The organism is Paenibacillus kyungheensis (genome assembly GCF_028606985.1).
Taxonomy (GTDB): Bacteria; Bacillota; Bacilli; order Paenibacillales; family Paenibacillaceae; genus Saccharibacillus; species Saccharibacillus kyungheensis.
In genome coordinates, this window is the sequence record NZ_CP117416.1 from 4,299,654 (window position 1) to 4,320,335 (window position 20,682).

General features: G+C 39.2%; 20 protein-coding genes and 1 riboswitch. Of the genes, 9 read left to right on the forward strand and 11 right to left on the reverse strand.

What is annotated here, in order from left to right:
- Nucleotides 1-67 precede the first annotated feature (67 nt).
- The 3 genes from PQ456_RS18570 to isdC form a co-directional block, all read right to left on the reverse strand.
- Entirely contained in the window at nucleotides 68-559 is a 492-nt protein-coding gene (locus PQ456_RS18570) for an NEAT domain-containing protein (RefSeq protein ID WP_273613583.1), read from the reverse strand.
- Between the two features lie 122 nt (nucleotides 560-681).
- Nucleotides 682-1,164: an NEAT domain-containing protein gene (locus tag PQ456_RS18575; RefSeq protein ID WP_273613584.1), complete on the reverse strand. Its 483-nt coding sequence runs from the start codon at nucleotides 1,162-1,164 to the stop codon at nucleotides 682-684.
- A gap of 28 nt (nucleotides 1,165-1,192) precedes the next feature.
- Entirely contained in the window at nucleotides 1,193-1,669 is a 477-nt protein-coding gene (gene isdC / locus PQ456_RS18580; RefSeq protein WP_273613585.1) for a heme uptake protein IsdC, read from the reverse strand.
- Nucleotides 1,670-2,062: 393 nt separating this feature from the next.
- Here isdC and PQ456_RS18585 point away from each other — a divergent pair, with 393 nt between their 5' ends.
- From PQ456_RS18585 to PQ456_RS18615, 7 genes are all read left to right on the forward strand, one after another.
- Entirely contained in the window at nucleotides 2,063-3,028 is a 966-nt protein-coding gene (locus tag PQ456_RS18585; protein ID WP_273613586.1) for an ABC transporter substrate-binding protein, read from the forward strand.
- Between the two features lies 1 nt (nucleotide 3,029).
- Nucleotides 3,030-4,034 carry a FecCD family ABC transporter permease gene (locus PQ456_RS18590; RefSeq protein ID WP_273613587.1) on the forward strand — a complete coding sequence of 335 codons (1,005 nt, stop codon included), beginning with the start codon at nucleotides 3,030-3,032 and terminating at the stop codon, nucleotides 4,032-4,034.
- Nucleotides 4,031-4,861 carry an ABC transporter ATP-binding protein gene (locus PQ456_RS18595; RefSeq protein ID WP_273613588.1) on the forward strand — a complete coding sequence of 277 codons (831 nt, stop codon included), beginning with the start codon at nucleotides 4,031-4,033 and terminating at the stop codon, nucleotides 4,859-4,861. The genes PQ456_RS18590 and PQ456_RS18595 overlap by 4 nt, the downstream gene beginning before the upstream one ends.
- Nucleotides 4,858-5,193 carry a heme oxygenase gene (gene isdG, locus PQ456_RS18600; RefSeq protein ID WP_273613589.1) on the forward strand — a complete coding sequence of 112 codons (336 nt, stop codon included), beginning with the start codon at nucleotides 4,858-4,860 and terminating at the stop codon, nucleotides 5,191-5,193. The genes PQ456_RS18595 and isdG overlap by 4 nt, the downstream gene beginning before the upstream one ends.
- A gap of 158 nt (nucleotides 5,194-5,351) precedes the next feature.
- Nucleotides 5,352-6,110: a DUF4253 domain-containing protein gene (locus PQ456_RS18605; RefSeq protein WP_273613590.1), complete on the forward strand. Its 759-nt coding sequence runs from the start codon at nucleotides 5,352-5,354 to the stop codon at nucleotides 6,108-6,110.
- 123 nt (nucleotides 6,111-6,233) lie between these two features.
- Nucleotides 6,234-7,379: a virulence factor gene (locus tag PQ456_RS18610; RefSeq protein WP_273613591.1), complete on the forward strand. Its 1,146-nt coding sequence runs from the start codon at nucleotides 6,234-6,236 to the stop codon at nucleotides 7,377-7,379.
- 136 nt (nucleotides 7,380-7,515) lie between these two features.
- Nucleotides 7,516-7,713, forward strand: a riboswitch (Lysine riboswitch).
- A 147-nt stretch (nucleotides 7,714-7,860) separates the two neighbouring features.
- A complete protein-coding gene (locus PQ456_RS18615) occupies nucleotides 7,861-9,333 on the forward strand; it encodes an amino acid permease (RefSeq protein ID WP_273613592.1) in 1,473 nt (490 codons plus the stop codon).
- A gap of 191 nt (nucleotides 9,334-9,524) precedes the next feature.
- On the opposite strand, the gene PQ456_RS18620 is transcribed toward PQ456_RS18615, so the two are convergent.
- From PQ456_RS18620 to PQ456_RS18640, 5 genes are all read right to left on the reverse strand, one after another.
- The gene (locus tag PQ456_RS18620) at nucleotides 9,525-10,457 is read right to left on the reverse strand and encodes an arabinan endo-1,5-alpha-L-arabinosidase AbnA (RefSeq protein WP_273616359.1); all 933 of its coding nucleotides are present in this window, start codon (nucleotides 10,455-10,457) and stop codon (nucleotides 9,525-9,527) included.
- Nucleotides 10,458-10,981: 524 nt separating this feature from the next.
- Complete coding sequence (locus tag PQ456_RS18625) at nucleotides 10,982-12,103, reverse strand: transglutaminase domain-containing protein (RefSeq protein ID WP_273613593.1); 1,122 nt, start codon at nucleotides 12,101-12,103, stop codon at nucleotides 10,982-10,984.
- A gap of 241 nt (nucleotides 12,104-12,344) precedes the next feature.
- The gene (locus PQ456_RS18630; protein ID WP_273613594.1) at nucleotides 12,345-13,442 is read right to left on the reverse strand and encodes an alpha/beta hydrolase; all 1,098 of its coding nucleotides are present in this window, start codon (nucleotides 13,440-13,442) and stop codon (nucleotides 12,345-12,347) included.
- Between the two features lie 254 nt (nucleotides 13,443-13,696).
- Nucleotides 13,697-14,026, reverse strand: coding sequence for a DUF3139 domain-containing protein (locus PQ456_RS18635; protein WP_273613595.1), 330 nt, complete (start codon nucleotides 14,024-14,026; stop codon nucleotides 13,697-13,699).
- A 16-nt stretch (nucleotides 14,027-14,042) separates the two neighbouring features.
- On the reverse strand, nucleotides 14,043-14,309 hold the full coding sequence (locus PQ456_RS18640) for a hypothetical protein (RefSeq protein WP_273613596.1): 267 nt from the start codon (nucleotides 14,307-14,309) through the stop codon (nucleotides 14,043-14,045).
- Nucleotides 14,310-14,384: 75 nt separating this feature from the next.
- On the opposite strand from PQ456_RS18640, the gene PQ456_RS18645 reads away from it, so the two are divergent.
- Nucleotides 14,385-14,924 carry a GrpB family protein gene (locus tag PQ456_RS18645; RefSeq protein WP_273613597.1) on the forward strand — a complete coding sequence of 180 codons (540 nt, stop codon included), beginning with the start codon at nucleotides 14,385-14,387 and terminating at the stop codon, nucleotides 14,922-14,924.
- A gap of 124 nt (nucleotides 14,925-15,048) precedes the next feature.
- Here PQ456_RS18645 and xylB read toward each other — a convergent pair whose 3' ends face one another.
- Complete coding sequence (gene xylB / locus PQ456_RS18650) at nucleotides 15,049-16,545, reverse strand: xylulokinase (RefSeq protein WP_273613598.1); 1,497 nt, start codon at nucleotides 16,543-16,545, stop codon at nucleotides 15,049-15,051.
- 635 nt (nucleotides 16,546-17,180) lie between these two features.
- Nucleotides 17,181-18,497 (reverse strand): xylose isomerase, encoded by a 1,317-nt coding sequence (gene xylA / locus PQ456_RS18655; RefSeq protein ID WP_069325632.1) that lies wholly within the window; start codon nucleotides 18,495-18,497, stop codon nucleotides 17,181-17,183.
- Between the two features lie 234 nt (nucleotides 18,498-18,731).
- Between xylA and PQ456_RS18660 the strand changes: the two genes are divergently transcribed.
- Nucleotides 18,732-19,895: an ROK family protein gene (locus PQ456_RS18660; RefSeq protein ID WP_273613599.1), complete on the forward strand. Its 1,164-nt coding sequence runs from the start codon at nucleotides 18,732-18,734 to the stop codon at nucleotides 19,893-19,895.
- Between the two features lie 523 nt (nucleotides 19,896-20,418).
- Here the strand turns inward: PQ456_RS18660 and PQ456_RS18665 are convergent.
- Nucleotides 20,419-20,652 (reverse strand): glutaredoxin family protein, encoded by a 234-nt coding sequence (locus PQ456_RS18665; RefSeq protein WP_069325635.1) that lies wholly within the window; start codon nucleotides 20,650-20,652, stop codon nucleotides 20,419-20,421.
- Nucleotides 20,653-20,682: the final 30 nt, after the last annotated feature.

The following is a 20,682-nucleotide window of genomic DNA, read 5'->3' on the forward strand; positions in this document are numbered from 1 at the left end:
AACATAAAAGCTCCAGAGAAGTACGTTGTATTTTGGAATACTTTTTTACATAGATGAAGAAGATATGTTAGATGCTATCTTCGTCAAATAAATATTGCACTGTGTACGTATGGTCGTAAGGAACGCCAGCGATTTCGGCAGGAACTACGACATGAATTTGCGCGTTCACTTTAGCAGATAAGTTGCTTACCGGAAATTCAAATGTTTTAGTATCACCACTTGTTGTCGTGGTCGCTTCCACATACGTACCATTTTGTTGTGTTTTAAATGATTTGATCCAGTCTTTGTGCTTCAATGTTACTTTGACTTTAGCTACACCATTTGTAACGACAAGAGTCGCTGGTTTGACTGAATACTCGGAGCTATCCATATACGAAGCATTAGTAGTTCCATCTGCATATACAACGTAATCAATAGAATACGTGCCATTAGGAATAGCAGCATGTGCTGATTTTGCAGAAAATGGAGATAGTCCCGCAAATACCAGAGCCGCCATCATCAACATCATGACTACTTTTTTGAACGAAAATTTTTCTACTGTATTTATCATCATATTCATCGATATATCCTCTTTTCTACAGGTAGTGGTCTACATATTTGAAGCCATACATCTAACCATTCAAGCCAATCCGTACTCATCTATCGCACCCCAATGCCAATAGAATAGTATAGCGTTCTAAATTAGATACTGTCTGTGTCAAATTGCAGTTGTACGTTATATTTACCTGTGTAATTAATCACAGGGATTTTGATTTCTGCATACGCGTTTACTTTGCTATCCAAGTTAGCTACAGGGAACTCAACTACTCTTGTGTTAGCAGACGTATCTGTACTTACTACAGTCGCATCTACCAATTGTCCATTTTGTTCTACTTTGAATGCTGTAATTAAATTACTGCTTTTGATCGTTAAGCGCACAGTGTTCACGCCATTGACTACTGTTACTGTAGCTGGCTTCACAACATAACTATCTAGACGAGACGTATTTTCTGTACCATCTGCTAATACTTTATAATCTACGCTGTATGTTCCGTTTGCTAGAGCTGCATGTGCTGATTTGGCTGACAATGGAGCCAGTACTGCAAATGCCAAAGCTGCCATCATCAAAACGATTAATACTTTTTTCAAATCCCATTTTTCCATACGGTTCATTACTGCGTTCATTATTCAACACACTCCTATTAGTTTTATTTTATTTTTTGATCGCTTTCAGACTTTTTGAATCTAAAGCTAAGCGAATCGTATAGTCATGATCATAATTGTATGAACTCACTGTTACATGAATTTTAGATACAATAGGATTTTTGAGATCGGCAATCGGAAATTGCACAATCCGTGTATCCTTTTTACTATTGCTTTGAATCACTTTCGTATCCACAATCTTGCCTTTGTATTTCACTTTGAATTGCGTGGTCCACTCACTATGATTGAGTTGTACCTGCATCGTCATTTTTCCATTTTTCACGTATAACTTGGCAGGCTTCTCAAAGTAATCATTTGCCATGGAGACTGAATTATTTTCCGCTTTTAATACGTCGTACTTGAGGGTATATGTACCGTTAGCCAATTTGGAAGAAGCCGCTTGTATCGTATTGATAGGCGTTATCCCTATGACGAAAAGACTAACCATCAAGAGCGAAAGTATGATTACGGAATATCGTTTATACATATGGACAGCATTCCTCCTAAAATCTTTAATTTTAAATGATTATCATTCTCAATTAAGATTAAAAAAATAAGCTCTTACCGAGCGATTCATTCTCTCCTTTCACGATAAAAGATCGCAAATCAAAGTGGATACAACTCCGATATTAGAGCAACCTTCCAGTGCTTGTCAATACGTTAATATCATCATAAAATCTGTGATATATGAATTTTAATTATCTTTTTTCAAATTCCTTTTCCTATATATGCCTTCAAATTCAATATCCAATTCATCCTAAAATTTAACTAAAATATTTTATTTTCAATTGACAACTCAATTGATATTCATTATCATTTAGTTACAATTTAATTGAAAATGATTATCATTTGCAACGAAAGTAATTATAGGAGGATACTCATGAAATCATCATTGCTCTGGTCATCTGCTCTGCTCTTATTTGTAATGACCGGATGTAGTTCAGCGGCATCAACGAATGTTACTACTCCTTCTGCTAATGCTGCTACAGCACAACAGGCTTCTATCACAATTACTGATTTTGCCAAAAGACAGATCGCTCTCACTCAGATCCCACAGCGTATTATTGCACTCAGCAATGGCGATATGGATATTATCTATGCACTGGGCGGAACTGTAGTCGGTCGACCGAATTCTAATGGCCCTGCTGTTGTAAGCGCTGCTGAACAAGTAGAACAAATCGGTTCCACCCATGAAGTCGATCTGGAAAAGATTACTTTTTTACAACCTGATGTAGTGCTCGGGAATTATCCTATGAATGAAAAAGATATCCCTGCGATTGAAGGTATTGGTTCTAAGCTGATCTTAACAGGAGCTAACTCTATTCAAGATATTCAGACTCAAATTACATTGTTTGGACAACTATTGCAACAAGAAACAAAAGCCAAACAACTTAACAAACAGATACAAGATCATATCCATACATTGAACTCCAAAACTTCTACTGCCAAACCTAATGTATTGCTTGTGTATGGAGCACCCGGAACGTATATGGCGGCTTTGCCTAATTCATTAAGCGGTAATATTCTCGAAGTAGCAGGTGGTCATAATATCGCTGCTAATCTACCCGGTCTGCAAAACTTTCCGCAGTATGCACAGCTCAATACAGAGCAGGTTGTACAAGCGAATCCTGATTACATTATGATCATGACTCATGGTAATACCGATGAAGTCAAAGCTGGCTTTTTGAAAGAAATGCAAAACAATCCGGCATGGAACAGTATCAAAGCGGTACAGAACAATCAAGTGGAAGTCCTTCCATCTACGCTATTCGGCACTAATCCTGGCACTAAAGTCACCGATGCTTTGGACTTGATTCATCAAATATTGTATCCGGAACGTTCATAAGATGAACAAACAGCAACGTAACCGCAGACGATGGCTTGTCGCTATTATTCTGCCTTTGTTATCGATTATCGCTTGTCTGTATGGTGTGTTATATGGCTCTATCTCTATTCCACTGAGTGAAGTGATACCGATATTATGGGGTCAGGAGCCATCTGCATATCGTACGATTTTGATAGATTTGCGCTTACCGCGTGTGATGATTGGCTGGTTGGTCGGAGCTTGTCTGGCTACTGCTGGAGCACTGTTACAAGGTGTAATGAAAAATCCGTTAGCGGATCCAGGCATTATCGGTGTCTCTGCCGGTGGCGGGATCACAGCGATGATCACGATGGTTATGCTACCACAGTTAAGCTATCTACTTCCGATAACTGCTTTTTTAGGCGCTTTTGTTACAGCGGTATTGATCTATTTGCTAGCATGGGATCGCGGAGCTTCACCTGTAAAAATTATTCTAGCCGGGGTCGCTGTTAATGCACTACTGGGTGCCTTAACTAACGGGATTATGGTCATTTATAGTGATCGGGTACAAGCTGTTCTTCCCTGGTTATCCGGTGGACTGAATGGACGAAGTTGGTATCATCTTGAATTTATGGCGCCTTATGCGGTATGCGGGTTGATCCTGTCACTATTAGCTATCAAGCCAGCCAATCTATTATTGCTTGGCGATGATGCTGCTCAATTGTTAGGGCAACGAGTAGAAATGAATCGCTTGCTTATTATTTTATTGTCAGCTTTTCTAGCAGGAGCTGCTGTAAGTGTAGCAGGATTGGTCGGATTTGTGGGGCTGGTCGTTCCTCATATGATTCGGTTGATGATTGGAGAAGATTATCGCTTTTTACTCCCCTTCTCGATGATTGGCGGTGGCACACTGGTTGTTTTTGCAGATACTGTCGCACGTTCGTGGTTCGGGTCGATTGAATTGCCTGTTGGTATTTTGCTTGCTGTAATTGGAGCACCATTCTTTTTATTCCTATTGAAACGGAAAGGAAGGTTCGGTCTATCATGATACAGTCGATTCATCCTTCTACAATAACAGCAGCGATTGAAAGCAAGCAACTCAGTCTGGATAATGGTCATTTTCGTCTGGATCAAATTGATATTTCTTTGCCAAAAGGTCAATTAACCGCGATTGTGGGACCTAATGGATCTGGCAAATCCACCTTATTGCGATTGCTTACAAAACTGCTCAAGCCAGATCAAGGGCAAGTACATATTGGAGATCGTGAGATTACTAGCTATTCTTTACGTGAACTATCGACAACGATTACGATGCTACCACAAATGAAAGAGATGCTTCCTCAATTGACTGTGCATGAACTGGTCGCTTATGGTCGATCACCGTATAGACGAAGCTGGCACACCGCTCACAATACAACAGATACAGCAATTGTCGATCAGGTGCTGCAATGGACAGGGATAGAACAGTATCGAGATCGTATGTTCCATACTTTATCTGGAGGTGAACAACAGCGTACACGAATAGCGATGGCACTGGCTCAACAGACCGATATTTTGCTACTGGATGAACCGACCACTTTTCTCGATATTGCGCATCAATTTGAAGTCATGGATATGCTAAAACGAATTAATGCGCAATCTGGATTAACTATTGTTATGGTGCTACATGATCTGCAACAAGCAGTCGCTTATTGTGATTATATGATTGCACTCAAGCAAGGCAAAGTCGCTACGTCGGGTATTCCACAACAGATTCTTACGACTGAATTTATCCAAGACATTTACCATATGAAAGCTCGAATACTATTTGAGGGTGGTTATCCGCTTATTTTACCGGTTATCCCCCATCATCAATCAGGAGGTCATTTGATATGATTATTGTAACCAATACTTCTAAATTAACTAAAGGTAGTGCACATTTACTGGTGGAGCGTTTTGACAAGGTAGGCAAAGTGGAATACATGGAAGGCTTTTTGGGGCTTGAAGTGTTAGTTAATCAAAATAGCAAAGAGTTTGAAGAAGTTACGATCAGTACGCGTTGGGCATCAAAAGAAGCTTTTCAAGGATGGACTAAAAGTGACGCATTCCGCGAATCCCATGCTCATGGCTCTACACCGGATTATATTATCGAAAATAAAATTTCCTTTTATGATGTAAAGATTGTTCGTGATCCTCTTCAATCTTCCAACGATCAAGCTGTCGTCTAATACCAGACTTATTTTAAAAATAAGATTAAGCTTTCAAACAACCCCTTCTTTCATAGAACGGGTTGTTTTTAATTTGTTTTGATAGGAGTGATTACGTTATATTTAAAAGCAGATAGTACTCAGATACATACTTGAGATAATAAAGGAGCAGGATATTGATGAGTTCAGAAATACTGAATTATTTGCAACCATATAACCCGTTATCTATAGAAGCAAAAGAAATCACATTTCCTATCCAACCTAAAGGAACACCCTATTCATTACTTGTTATTCCTGATGATAATATTGAGGAAGTGATGGAAGATACGCTAGATGATTACGACTCCTTAACCGATTATGTCGATCAACAGTTAGCATTACTGCAACAGATGGATGTATTGGATACATTCAGAACATTGGTCAGTCATCAATTACTCGATACCGATCTAGCTGAGCAAGCTAAGTCGATACAACATATGAATTGGGCATCATTGTATGAGATGTATAGCAGATTATGGGAAGGACATGCGTGGTTAGATGAGCGATTGATTCCATATCAAGTGGATTCGTTATGGCCTGATTTTCATGCGGCAAGTGAACCAACAGATCAATGGATTACACTTCCTTTACCTGCTAGCAGAGAATATATCGCTCCATTGATGGTTCCTATGGGTGGGTTCAATGAATGCCCTGCTCCTATTGTGCAAGCTTCTCTTTTCCAGTACTGGCATCAACAATATAAGGCTATTCCTATTATTGTGAATGAAAGTATTTGGATTCTACAAGCCTCTACCAGACCTGTCACTGATGAAGAAGCTTTATTACTCGCTCAAGAACACTTTATGTTCTGCTCGTATGTTTTGGAATCATTTGAGTCGATTGGACAATATGCTACTTATCTTCAAAAGCAAGAGTTCTGGTATTTCTGGTGGGATTAACAAACGAGCAATCATCTATACCTCTTTTGGGGTACAATATGAAGATGGTAGTATATTAAATTTAAAACAAATGGCTATAGCTGTATCAGTCATTTGATTCCTAAGGAGGGTATCTACACCATTATGAAAATCACATCTATTGAACCTACGCCAAGTCCGAATACGATGATGTTGCATCTTGATGAGCAATTACCTCATGGTATCCGTAAAACATATACATTAGCGAATGAACGCTCTGCTCCTCTTTTTATTCAGCAAATGCTTCATATTGCAGGAGTCAAAAGTGTATTCCATACCGCAGACTTTGTAGCGTTGGATCGTAAAGCAAGTGCCGACTGGTCGGATATCTTAAATGAAGTACAAGCACAGATGGGTCAAGAAGGTGTAGAAAATAAATTTGAAGTACCGACAGATCTCTCAGGTGAGCACTTTGGTGAAGCTGAAGTATTTGTGCAATTTTTCCGCGGGATTCCGATGCAGATTCGGGTGAAGTCTGGAACAAAAGAAGAACGTATTGGGCTAGCAGATCGATTTGTACAGGCAGTTACAGAAGTAGCAGTCGCTACGATGATCAAAGAACGCAAATTAACCGATTATGGTGTTCGTTATGGTGAACTTGCTGATATTGCACGTGAAGTCGAACAAGAGCTTGAAGCGGCTTTTCCAGAAGATCGATTGAAAAAGATTATCGAACAAGCGATTTCTCATGGCGCAAGCCAGGAAGAATTTGTAGAACAGCGTCGGGAAATGAACGCAGATGAAATTGCTGTAGCACTTGAAAATCCAGATTGGCGTGTACGTTATGCGGCTTTTGATCTGTTGCAACCAGACGCGGATAGCTTACCTTTAATCGAAAAAGCTTTATTTGATGAAAAAATGCAATTGCGTCGTCTTGCAGTTGTCTATCTCGGTGATCTCAAAACACCTGCGGCGATGGAACTATTATATCAAGCACTACAAGATAAATCGGCAGCGGTTCGTCGTACAGCAGGTGATACTTTATCAGATATCGGTGATCCTGCGGCAACGCCGGCAATGCTAGCTACACTCAAAGACAGCAGTAAATTGGTGCGCTGGCGTGCTGCTCGTTTCTTGTATGAAGTCGGAACTGAAGAAGCACGTGACGAATTAGAATTAGCTGTGGATGATCCTGAATTCGAAGTGAGTTTGCAAGCCAAAATGGCTCTAGAACGAATCGAATCCGGGGAACAAGCCGCAGGGACAATCTGGCAACAAATGGCGAAAAGTCGTGCCAAAGATAACGTCTAATGATTACAATCATTTGTTCTTCATGAGAGATTCATGATATAAGTAGTTGTCAAATCAAACGACTACACGTATACTGGAAAACAGTCATCTTATCCATGACACTAATTTCATAATAATTGCCTCATCACACAATATCCGATGAGGTAGAGGTCGCAACTATAATGAGTCTATTTGGAGAAAGCGTAAGAGCCGCTGTTGATCCCAAATAAAAAGGTATCGTTGCCGAAGTATAACTAATGCTCTGTTGTTAGTTATGCTGGGGCTGTCTCCGAAAGGAACAGAACTGTCACAGTGAACCATCTACAGATGATTCCTGTGTTGAGCTATCTTTACAAAGGAAAAGTATGGTGCGGATCATAATTAAAGGATCACGTATATATACGTGGTCTTTTTTGTTGTGTTCTTGCATGTATCTACTTCCTTTATCTATTCACAGCATAAATTCATATGCTTAATTCAGTAAGGAGTGTATATAACTATTATGGCATCTTCTCCATCTTCACCACCGCGTGAACTCAAAGCAGGTCTACGAGCAAGACATATGACAATGATCGCTCTCGGCGGTTCGATCGGTACTGGTCTATTTCTCGCCAGTGGTGGGGCAGTCGCTCAGGCAGGCCCTGGCGGTGCATTACTCGCGTATGCTTGTGTAGGTATTATGGTGTATTTTCTAATGACCAGTCTAGGGGAAATGGCAACGTATCGTCCTGAATCCGGTTCGTTCAATACGTATGCCGCTCGTTATGTTGATCCTGCTTTTGGATTCGCAATGGGTTGGAATTTCTGGTACAACTGGGCGATTACGATTGCAGCGGAATTATCTGCGGCAACGATTATTATTAAGTACTGGTTCCCGGAAAGTTCTTCGTTTATCTGGAGTCTATTGTTTTTAGCGGTTATCTTTTTACTTAATGTTCTGTCTGTTAAAGGTTACGGGGAATCGGAGTACTGGTTCGCGATGATCAAAATTGTAGTTGTTATTCTTTTCCTTGTTGTTGGGGTGTTAATGATCTTCGGGATTCTCGGTGGCAAAGCAGTAGGATTCAGCAACTTTACTGTAGGTGATGCTCCGTTTAATGGAGGACTGTTAGCCTTTATCGGTGTATTTATGGCGGCAGGATTTTCATTTCAAGGCACAGAATTAATCGGGGTTGCAGCCGGTGAAAGTGAAAATCCACGTGAACATGTACCGAAAGCGATTCGTCAGGTATTCTGGCGTATTCTTATTTTTTATATTTTAGCGATTTTGGTGATTGGATTGATTATTCCTTACACCACACCTTCTCTTTTGAATGGTGAGCTAACTGATATAGGTGTCAGCCCGTTTACACTGGTATTTGAAAAAGCAGGGCTTGCGTTTGCAGCAGCAGTCATGAATGCTGTTATCCTATCTTCGGTTCTATCAGCAGGTAACTCGGGAATGTATGCTTCTACTCGTGTATTGTATGCACTGGCGAAAGAAGGCAAAGCGCCTCGTATCTTCGGACGACTGAATCGTCGCGGGATTCCACAAAATGCATTATTATTAACGACTGCTGTAGGAATGTTAGCTTTTCTAGCTTCTTTGTTCGGGGATGGAATTGTGTATCAATGGTTACTTAATGCTTCAGGAATGTGCGGCTTTATCACCTGGCTTGGAATCGCAATTAGTCATTACCGCTTCCGTCGTGCTTTTTACGCACAGGGTAAAAGTATGGATGAGTTGCCTTTCAAAGCAAAATGGTTCCCGTTTGGCCCATTATTTGCTTTTGTATTATGTGCTATTGTTATTCTGGGTCAAAGTCTATCGTATATTACACCGGAAGCTATTGACTGGAAATCGATTTTCGCTTCATATATCAGTGTGCCGTTATTTCTTATTTTGTGGTTAGGATATAAGTTCATCAATAAAACAAAAGTGGTTCCACTGACAGAATGTGATCTCAATAGCGGGCATTCTTTAGATAAAAAATAAAGTCATCCGCTATAACATTCAACAAAACAGCTACACCACTCAATCCAAAAACACCTTCTACACTCTATGCTTATCCAAGCACTATAGAGGTAGAAGGTGTTTTTTTTAGTTAGGGATCCGTCTATTTATGATTTGAGCTGATGATTGGTAGGAAGCGTAATCGTGATCAGTTTGCCTTGTATTTACGATTACTAATACGTAGGCCAACCACTGGAATCCCAGTTGAGATCACTAATTAACAGCTTGGGTGCTCCATTATCATTGGCATCATACGCATGACGAGCAATAATATTATTGCCAACGATATCTTCACCGCCCGGGCCTTTCCATTGTGCGTTACCACTATCTAAAATCGTACCGCCACCATTAAGCATATTAACACCATTTTTATCTACATAAGGACCGGTAATACTTGTAGAGCGTCCATAGACAATTTTGTACGTACTATTTACACCTTTACAGCAGTTATCAATAGAAGCGAACAAGTAGTAATATCCGTTACGGTACGTGATTGATGGTGCTTCAATTGCTCCACCATTGTTAGGACGAGCCGCGATCGAAGTGATACTGCCTGTTGGTTTCATTGTATTTTTGTCCAGTTTGGTTAATTTAAGACCGCTCCAGAATGAACCGAAAGCTAACCATGGATTACCAGAAGCATCGATTACCAATTCAGGATCAATCGCATTGTAATCGTTAGAGCCTGAAGTTGTGCGTAATACTAGACCATCATCACGCCAGCTACCTGCACCAATACTACTTGCTGAAGCTAGTCCAATAGCCGATGTATTGGAACCAAAAGAAGAAATCGAATAGTACAACCATGTACGGCCATTATATGTTTTTACATCAGGCGCCCAGACATCATTTGTTGCTTGTTTGGGTACATATGTTTTCCACCATGCTGGAGGAGATAAGAATACTTGCGGTACACGATACCAGTTGTTGCCATTATCGGATTTTAAGACTTGAATACCTTGTCCGGTCGAAAAAGTGTACCAGCTATTTCCTTCTTTAATTAAAGAGGGATCATGGACACCGACATCTCCTGATAATGGCCAGGCTGCCGCAAAAATTTTACCGTTAGGTACAACAGAAAAAAGAAGTGCTGTTAAGGTCAACATTAAAACTAATTTGCTTTTCAGCTTCATATGAATGATGTTCGCCTCCTGCTTCCGAAGTCCGCTATCTGTTACTGTTGTAACGTTTAGCGCCTATATTTAATTATAAAGCGCTTTCAATTATGTACAATATAATATTAAAGCATCTTTATACCAATCAATGTATTGATATTTTTATGTATATTTAATTAATATATTTATTTATTAAATAGCATTTATATTAATTTATAAATAGAAATATACATTATGAAAAGGTATATTCATTGTTTAAAATTTATATCCATTTTAGATATATAACAATATCGAATTAACGTTTATCTTTTTATATACGATACCCCTCTTTATTTTTCTAAAAATCTTGGTTCATTTGCTAAATAAGATGAGTATATCTATATGCTTATAAGGGGCGAAAATGACATCACTAATGCGTCGACAAAGAATGATAAAACAGCAAAAAGGATCGGATATGATATCCGACCCTTCTTTTAAAAATAATAAGTGTAATCTATCGACTTTTTATTTAGATCTTATTTCCAAGACAAGTTAACTTTAAGATCGTTAGAACTTCCTAGCGATTGTACAGTGTAAGAGATTGATTTGATCCCTACAGAAGATAGACGACTTAGATCGCTTTTTAAGCTAGTGATATTACCGCTATAGCGGAATACCAATGAAGATTGTCCGCCTGCTTTAGCGTTTTTCACTTGTTCTTTTAAAGCTGTTGCTGAGTCTACTGCCGCTGGAGAGTTATCTACAGCATAATTTAAGTTTTGTTCCAATTGTTTGTAAAATCCTGAAGTATCGCCACCGGAAGCTATTAATGTGTTCAATGTATCCTTGTAAGCTACATTTGCCGCAGGATACGTTTTGGTCCAGTTATGATCTTGTTTCATCTGAGCATCGGTACGTAGATAATAATTAGTATCTACTCCATCGCCTTGATCGGGTAATGGATCATCCCATGTTGTATCCATGTGGTACCAATTGCCATCGATATTCACAAGGTTCCAAGCATGAAGCTCGCCGCCTGCTGTACCTTCTACAATTTTGTTCTCTACGCCAGCTTGTTTGAGCAATGCATACGTCAATAATGCATAACCTTGACATACAGCTGTACCATCATGCAACGCTTCATAAGCCGTATAACGTGTATACGTTTCATCATATTTCAGATGTTGGACTACCCAATCATGAATTGCTTTTACTTTCTGGTGATCATTCATACCCGGTGTAATAATTTGAGCGACCGTCTGAACGACTTGATCATTTACATATTTAGTCTGAGCGACTGTCTCCCGGTACTTCATATCTACCGTTACCAGAGCAGAATACGCATTACTGCGCCATGTTAGACCATAGCTATCCAAGATATACATTGTATATGGATCTTTTTCCAATGCTGTCTCAAATGAGTCTTGTAACATTGCTTTTAATTTGGCTGTACTGCCTTTGTACGTAAATGTTACTTGTGCACTACGGTTCATTAATCCTTTGTACAATTGATCAACGATATCTGATGTGCTGTTTACAGTGATCTGTGAAGTAGCCGCGTATGCAGTATTACCACTAAACGAAATCGCTGGAACTGTAGAAAATACTAATGTTCCGGCTAAAAGGGTCTTCACCCAAAGTTGACTTGATCTATTCATGCAGACGTAACCGCCCTTCATCGTGTAGGTAATAGGTAAACATAACTATAGTGAGTGAGCAACTTAGCAATGATAAGCGTTATAATCTGTAGGACGATCTGTCGATTATATTTACTTATTTATAGAGTATAAGCTTAATTATAGTCGTTATAAACTGGATTGTACACAACCGCATATTTTCATGAGATATATGTATCCATTTTGATATTACTAACGAATAATATTACTTTATCACTATATTTTAATTATCGGTTGCAGATGCTTTTTCATTTACTGATTTGAGCCAACTTATTGGACTTTTCCATACACGAATATTCATTTTTTTGGCGGTCGTCTTATTTACGATAGGCGATTGAGTAATCGCTTTGGTTCTAGGTTGAGCATGCTTCACATGTTCATCCAAAAACGGCAACACTTTCGCCCAGAAATGAGGATCTTTTTGTGAAGAACTATGTCCATTCGTATCTACAAATAACGTCTCAATCGGTGGTGTGACTTGCCCCATAACAAATTCTAATTCAGTCGGTGGAATAAAAGCATCTCCGCGCGAATGGATCATTAGAATTGGCAAATCGGCTTCTTTACGTGCTTCATTGATTGAGAATACGGTATTTTTCTGTTGATATTCTTTGAGCGAAATATGAGAACGATAAAACCAGATTCTTGGAATAATATTAGCCATCGGAAATAGTGGTAGCCCCCGACGCTTAAATTCAGCTTCAAGTACACTCTCAAATTGAGCAGGCATCGAATCGGTAATAACAGCTCGTACAGGCAATCCATAAGGAAGCGACAAAATAGTACCCAGTCCCCCCATCGAATGCCCTAACACTCCAATCCGCTGAGGATCAATCTCTGGAATATGTACAGCATAATCCAGTGCCGCCAAAATATCATCCCGAAATGTATATGCAGAAGGTGCTTCGATCGGTTCACTATGTCCATGACTACGCGCATCATACATCAAAAGGGCATATCCTGCTTCCCATAATGGCTCAATATAGCGCAGTACCCGGGAACGATTAGAACCCCAACCATGAGCAATAATCATCAATGGTGAAGACGTTGTAGAATCCATATGATCTGTTGGATCTTTGATCGTGTTGTGATCTGTAAGATGTTGTTGATCTTCTTGTATTTTAGAAGGAATAAACCACCCTTGAATACGCAGACCGTCGCTCAAAAATTCAATATCTTGATAAGGCATCGCAGGCTTACGCTCTACCGGAATACGTTTGGGTGTTTGCGCTTTGACCGCTGTATTCCACACCATTCTTGTTCCTGCAAGTGCTAATACTGCTCCACTTACGCCACCAATTAACCAATACCGTTTATCCATCAGGGTTCCTCCTTTTTTTAATGTAAAAATCATGTATCTTATATTTGAAATGTATAATAGAATCCATTCCGCCGACACTTATTTAAACATATGTCTATTATTACACATTTAGTCTGAGATACTAAACAATTTTATTATTTATGAAGGATATTTATAGTGGAGAATGATTAATGTCGAAATGCTTAGTTCCGATTTTACTATAGTGTAGGTTATCGAGATTTACTATTATGTACTATTGCTTACTACTATGTAGATTACGGATTTTCTGCATGAATATATTTTTGCTTCAAATCATTAATAGCAGGGATACAATGATACTGCTCCATTTGTCCATTGTCTGATTTATACATATACATTGCATTTCTTTCGTCTTTGAATATTACACTTGTGCTGACTACAGGTGCTTTACTAATATACGTTTTGATTTCAGCAATATCTGTACTTTGATATCCTTTTTCCAGTACCAGATAGTTGATGACTTTTTGAGTCACTTGTTTTTTGTAATACTCTACTCCAAAATGAAAAAGAAGAGCGCTAATAACGACTACAATACAGATTTTGAGCGAAATGTTTTGGTTTTTCATCTCTTTTACTCCTTTCTTAGATAAGCATGTTTATTACATATGACCAATCTTGAAGTTCTACTAAGGAACCTGCACATACAGCAGATATCCCTATAACTATTCCTACCAGTCTATTCACTTTTCGCTCACTCATCTTTGTTTTTTCAAATAAAAAGATCAAACCTACAACCGATAAAAGATAAGCAATTTGTTGAGTACTCTCTCCCCAGAGCAAGCCAATACTATAAGACAAGCACAAAGCCATACTTAACGATAACAATAGTAATGGGATACGTAATTTCATATGAATTGCCCTCCTTTGTTTATTCTCAACAAGTTATAATACAACTTCATCATTTCTATAAAAGGATGTGTATATATGCCGAAAAATGAATTAGGTATTGCTAAAAATCAAATCAAGCTTGTTGATTACGATCCTGATTGGATTGGATTATTTGAAAATATGAAAAAAAGTATCTGTACTGCCACCTCATTACATCCAAACAGAGTACAGCATATTGGAAGTACAGCGATTGCTAATATCCAAGCCAAACCTGTAATCGATATTCTTGTCGGGATTGATCATTTAGAGCAAGTAACTATGTATGATGATTATTTAAAAACAATTGGATTTTATCGACTGAAAGTACAAAGAGAACATGAATATGTATACGCTAAATTCAAAGATACTACGTTTGATGTTAAAACTCATTTTATTCATATAGTAACGTTTGAAAGTGATATTTGGAAAAATCTTATTTTCTTTCGAGATTATCTAAATACTCATCCCGAGCAAAAGCTAGAATATCAGAAAATTAAACAATCATTTGTTGATCTGCAAAGTGAAGGAATCCAGGAATATACCGCACATAAAGAACAGTTTGTTCATTATATTTTTAGCTTGAGGCATTCTTTGTAACTATGCTATTTCTGCTTTAACAACAATGATATTGTAATATATTTCCACTTTAAAGCAAAAACCCTTCTTTGTGTTGTAAAAGAAGGGTTTTTATTAATTATTATTTTTCTATCTATACGTCTATCTATCCGCGAAAAGCCGCCAAACGTTTATTCAAGTCAGTAGTCTGTCCATAAATATCCTGATAAATCGCAAACAACTGATCATACTTTTCAGCACGTTCCGGATCAGGTTGGTAAGACTTCGCGTGACGTAAAAATGCCGCTGCACAGTCTTGTAAAGAAGGAAACCACCCGCTACCATAAGCCGCCAACATAGCTGCTCCCATAGCAGGCCCTTGTTCATTCTCTAAACGAACAATCTCGGCGTTAAAAATATCTGCTTGCATTTGTAACCAGGTCTCATTCTTCGCTCCGCCACCGATCGAGACGACAGAAGTGATACTTTTGCCTGATTCGCGTAAAATATCAATCGATTCTCGTAAAGAGAATGTAATTCCTTCCAATACAGCACGCGCAAAATGCGGTAACTTGTGCGCGGCATCAATACCGATAAAGCTTCCACGAATATCTGCATCTGGATGAGGTGTACGTTCACCTACGATATAAGGTGTGAATAACAACCCTTCTGCACCTGCCGCCACATTGTTCACGCCATGCAATAACTGGTCAAATGAAAGGTCTTTGCCAAATGCACTGCGGAACCATTCTAGACTGTACCCTGCCGCAAGAGTAACGCCCATAATATAAAAAGCATCTTGCTCACTATGATTAAAGAAATGAACTTTCCCTGCAAAATCCAAATCTTTGCGTTCTTCATAAGACAACACGACACCGGATGTACCGATACTGCACATCGTCTGCCCTTCACTTAGAATTCCTGCACCGATCGCACCACACGCATTATCTGCTCCACCACCATAGACGCGTGTATTTACACTCAATCCTGTCTGTTCAGCGACTTCCGGCAACAATCCACCTACATCATCAAATGATTCGATTAGACGCGGAAGCAACGACATAGGCAAATCAAAAGCTGAAGCGATCTTCTCACTCCACTGTTTGCCGGTTACATCGAGTAATAATGTACCTGCCGCATCAGAATAATCCATCGCTAGATCACCGGTTAACTGGTAACGCACATAATCTTTCGGTAGCAAAACTAATCGTGCCGCTTCCATATGCTCTGGCTCATTTTCCTGCACCCATAAGATTTTGGGCAATGTAAATCCTTCCAACGCCCGATTACGAGCAATCTGTAATAATTCATCGCCTAACGTCTCTTCAATTCGGCGACACTGCTTACTGGTACGTGTATCATTCCACAAAATCGCTGGACGAATTACCTTATTGTCTCCATCCAACAACACCAATCCATGCATTTGCCCCGAAAAGCTCAACCCTTCAATCTCTTCAGACGCTACACCTGAAATCTCTACCAACCGACGGAGCGATGTTAACGTCCCTTTTACCCAATCTTCAGGACTCTGTTCGCTATACCCTGCTTTCGGTTGAGATAACGGATACGATTCAGACGTCTCATAAGCAATATTCCCCTGCTTATCCACCAATACCGTCTTCACCGCACTCGTCCCCAAATCAACCCCAATCACATAACTCATCCTTACCCCTCCTTCAATTTATCTCTGCTACACGAATAATTACTAAATATATCAAAAAAATTAAATCCCTTTTACCACTTCATAACACCTTTAATTCTATACCTATATATTTTTCTTTCATCACATAAAATGCTAATCATTATTTATTATCTCTAAACTTATTGCCAACCATTATCACGTATTCTACGCCCATAACTGCACTCATAGCAGACATCTACCCACAATAAATCATTCAATCTTCTAATCTTTTAATCTTTTAATCTTTTAAAACTTTATATTTATTTATATTTTTGCCCTATATCAAAACCAAAAGCATTTTCCCAAAATGTTCACCTCATCAAAAAATGCCTCCCTCCCCACAAGGGAATAAGGGAGACATGCCTTTGACCTTATCTTTTAGCATTATCTTTTGCTCTAATCTTCTATCCTCATCCACAGTATCTACACGCTCAAGCGAAGAGAATCTATTCTTCTGAAAGAGCGAAGCGCTCGCCTTTAAGGTTGGATATCGACTGCCTAGCAGTCTAACCAAGATATCCAACCTTACCAGCGACGACAAGAAGAATAAATTCTCGTAGCGCTCTAACGCTAGTACACTATATTTAAACTAAATTAATCCCTAAAGTGTATCCCTCTTATTCCGTCACCAAATACTGATTAAGAACAGATTTCAACCATTCTTCACGACCAGATTCATTGGCACGAGGAGTTTCATTATTAAGCGCATACTCTGCTAGTGAAGACAATGTCGCTTTACCGCTCAATACATCGGCTCCAATACCTTCTTGGAAACTGCTGTACCGTTTGTCGATAAAGTCTTCGAATACACGATCTTCGATCAGACGCGCTGCTGTTGTTAGACCTTTAGCAAAAGTATCCATTCCAGCGATATGCGCTAAGAACAAATCTTCTGGCTCAAAAGAAGGACGACGTACTTTCGCATCAAAGTTAACGCCACCTTTGCCTAGACCGCCATTTTGCAACACTTCATACATCGTTAAAGTCGCTGCATAAAGATCTACCGGGAATTCATCCGTATCCCATCCGATCAATAGATCCCCCTGATTCGCATCCAGTGATCCCAACATACCATTCGTACGAGCAACACGTAATTCATGTTGGAAATTGTGTCCTGCAAGCGTCGCATGGTTCGCTTCCAAGTTCAATTTGAAATGTTTATCCAGACCATTTTTTTGCAAGAAAGCAATTGTAGTTGCCGCATCAAAATCATATTGATGTTTTGTCGGCTCTTTTGGTTTGGGTTCGATCAAGAATTGAGCATCAAACTGAATTTCTTTGGCATAATCGATCGCCATATGGAACATACGTGAAATATTATCTTGTTCTAGTGCATAGTCCGTATTGAGCAATGTCTCATACCCTTCACGACCGCCCCAGAACACATAGTTTTCAGCACCTAGACGTTTACCTACTTCAAGACCTTTTTTGATCTGAGCCGCTGCATGAGCGTACACATCTGCATTACTCGTTGAAGCTGCACCATGCATAAAGCGTGGATTACTGAACATATTCGCTGTATTCCAGAGCAATTTTTTACCGGATTGTTTCATATATCCTTCTAAAAGGTCGACAATCGTATCAATATTGCTGTAAAATTCTCGCAAGCTATCTCCTTCAGGAGCGATATCTACATCATGGAAACAGAAGTAAGGCATATCAAGCTTATCCATTAATTCAAATAATGCTTCTGCACGAGCTTTGGCAAGATCAAGACCTGTATACGAATCCCAAGGACGCACTGCTGTATTCACACCAAACGGATCAGCTCCACCTGCTACCATCGTATGCCAGTAAGCCATACCAAAGCGCAAATGTTCTTCCATCGTTTTACCAGCGATCACTTGAGTCGGGTTATAAAATTTAAAAGCGTATGGATTTTTGGATTGGACACCTTCGTAAGTAATTTTTTCGATATTTGCAAAGTAAGCCATAAATAAAATCCTCCTCTTATCATTCGTATAAGATTGTTACAAAAATCTCTTTTAGAGCGGCTTAGTAAGCAGAGAAGGTGCGCCTAAAATCGATCATCTAACAATCATTTAGCAGAACAATGTATCCAACATAATCAAAAAGAAATCGTTTACATCGCTATCCTAACATATATGATATACTTTGTCTATCGGTTAAACAAAGTTAGTGAATAGTCATCTGAAAGGAAGAAAATTATGAAAATCACAGGTGATCAAGCGCTTGTCAAAAAGATAAATAAGTCTCTGGTGTTAGATAATATTCGCCAGTATGCTCCTCTATCACGTACTCAAGTCTCGCAATCAACAGGGCTGAATAAAGCCACAGTCTCCAATCTTGTACAAGAATTGATTGACGATCAACTGGTAATCGAATCCGGTCAAGGACAGTCTAGTGGTGGACGCAAGCCGTTGATTTTGTTGTTTAACAAAAATGCAGGTTATGCCGCAGGTGTAGAGATTACAGTCAACGAGCTTATTTTGATTCTGACCAATCTAGAAGGTGAAATTATTGCCAACTCGACCTCTCCTCTTGCTAGTCATCAAGTGACTGATGTTATTGAGCAGCTACAGACCGAAATGACTGTATTGCTGCGCAATCTGCCTGATTCGATCCATGGAATTATCGGTATGGGAGTAGGTGTACCAGGAATGGTGGATGAACAAGGAAATGTATTATTTGCACCCAACCTCGGTTGGGAAGGTGTTGCTTTACGAGAACAATTAGAGCATTTATTTCATATTCCTGTAATTGTCGATAATGAAGCCAATGCAGGGGCACTTGGAGAATTGCAGTTCGGTGCAGGGAGACAAGCTCAACATCTGGTCTATGTCAGTGTAGGGACAGGGATAGGATCAGGCATCATTATTGAAGGGGAACTGTATAAGGGCTCACGTGGGTATGCAGGAGAAACAGGGCATATGTCTGTAGAATCTTACGGTCTGCCCTGTTCTTGTGGTAGTCAGGGGTGTTGGGAATTATATGCTTCTGAACTGGCTTACGATCATGCTGTCAAAGAACCGATTCCCGGTAGTACTACCGCAGATTGGGTAAGACGTGCTGAATTCGATGAACCGGAAGCTAGAGATTTATTTCAAAAAATCGGCGAATATTTAGGGGTTGGTATTACCAATCTAGTCAATGGATTTAACCCTGAATTAGTGATTATTGGCGGGCATATGAGACAGGCAGAACCATGGATCGATCAGTATTTACAAGAGGTGGTGTCCCGAAGAACTCTTCCTTATCATCGCCAAAAGTTAATCATTCAATACTCCGAATTACAAGATCAATCGACTGTGATCGGTACAGCGTATATGGCTGTCTCACAATTTCTAGGTCGGGTAAAAGTATCGCTTTAATATCATTTGGACACAATTCTTATTTATTTTGATAGTAAATGTGAATTATTTATCTTAAATTTGACGTAAAATTGCCTTATTTTAGTGGAAAATCTATTGCTCTTTCGGTCTATAATTTCGTTATGTGTTATGCAATACGAACGAATGTGAAACGGAGAGAGCTACCATGAACCTGTTGGGAACTGCCGACATTTCGCTGCCTTTTTACGTAATGTTGTTTTTATTTTCTTTTATCATCGTTCCATTAGTAAGCCTGAGTGTGTTTAACTTCTCACAAGCGAGGCGCAAAAAGGGCGTATCCTTTTTGATCGCAGGTTTTGGATTTTTTATGATTTTTCGCGCTGTCACCCAGTTATTATTTTAGATACGATATCATCTGTTAGTATGCTCCACATTATTTTTTTTGATACAAATGTACTTTATTTGCACAACGTACATGTTTTTCTTCATTCTTATACGATTATCTAATCAACAAAAAAACGGCAACCCATCATCCGGGCTACCGTTTATTTTTTTGCTTATTTTACGCTTCTGCTAGTGCTTTGTTAAATTGGGTCATATTCATACCCATAATTTTGTACTCACCGATCAATGTAACTGGAACAGCACGTACACCCATATTCCAAGCTTCTTCTGCATATTTTTCTTCCAATTCGATATTACGCTCTTCGAATTCGATGCCTTTGTCATTCAAAAAACTTTTCACCTGTTTGCAATGCGGGCAGTTAGTACTTGTATAAACGATAGCTTTTTCCATAATAATGTAACACTCCTTTTATCAAATTAG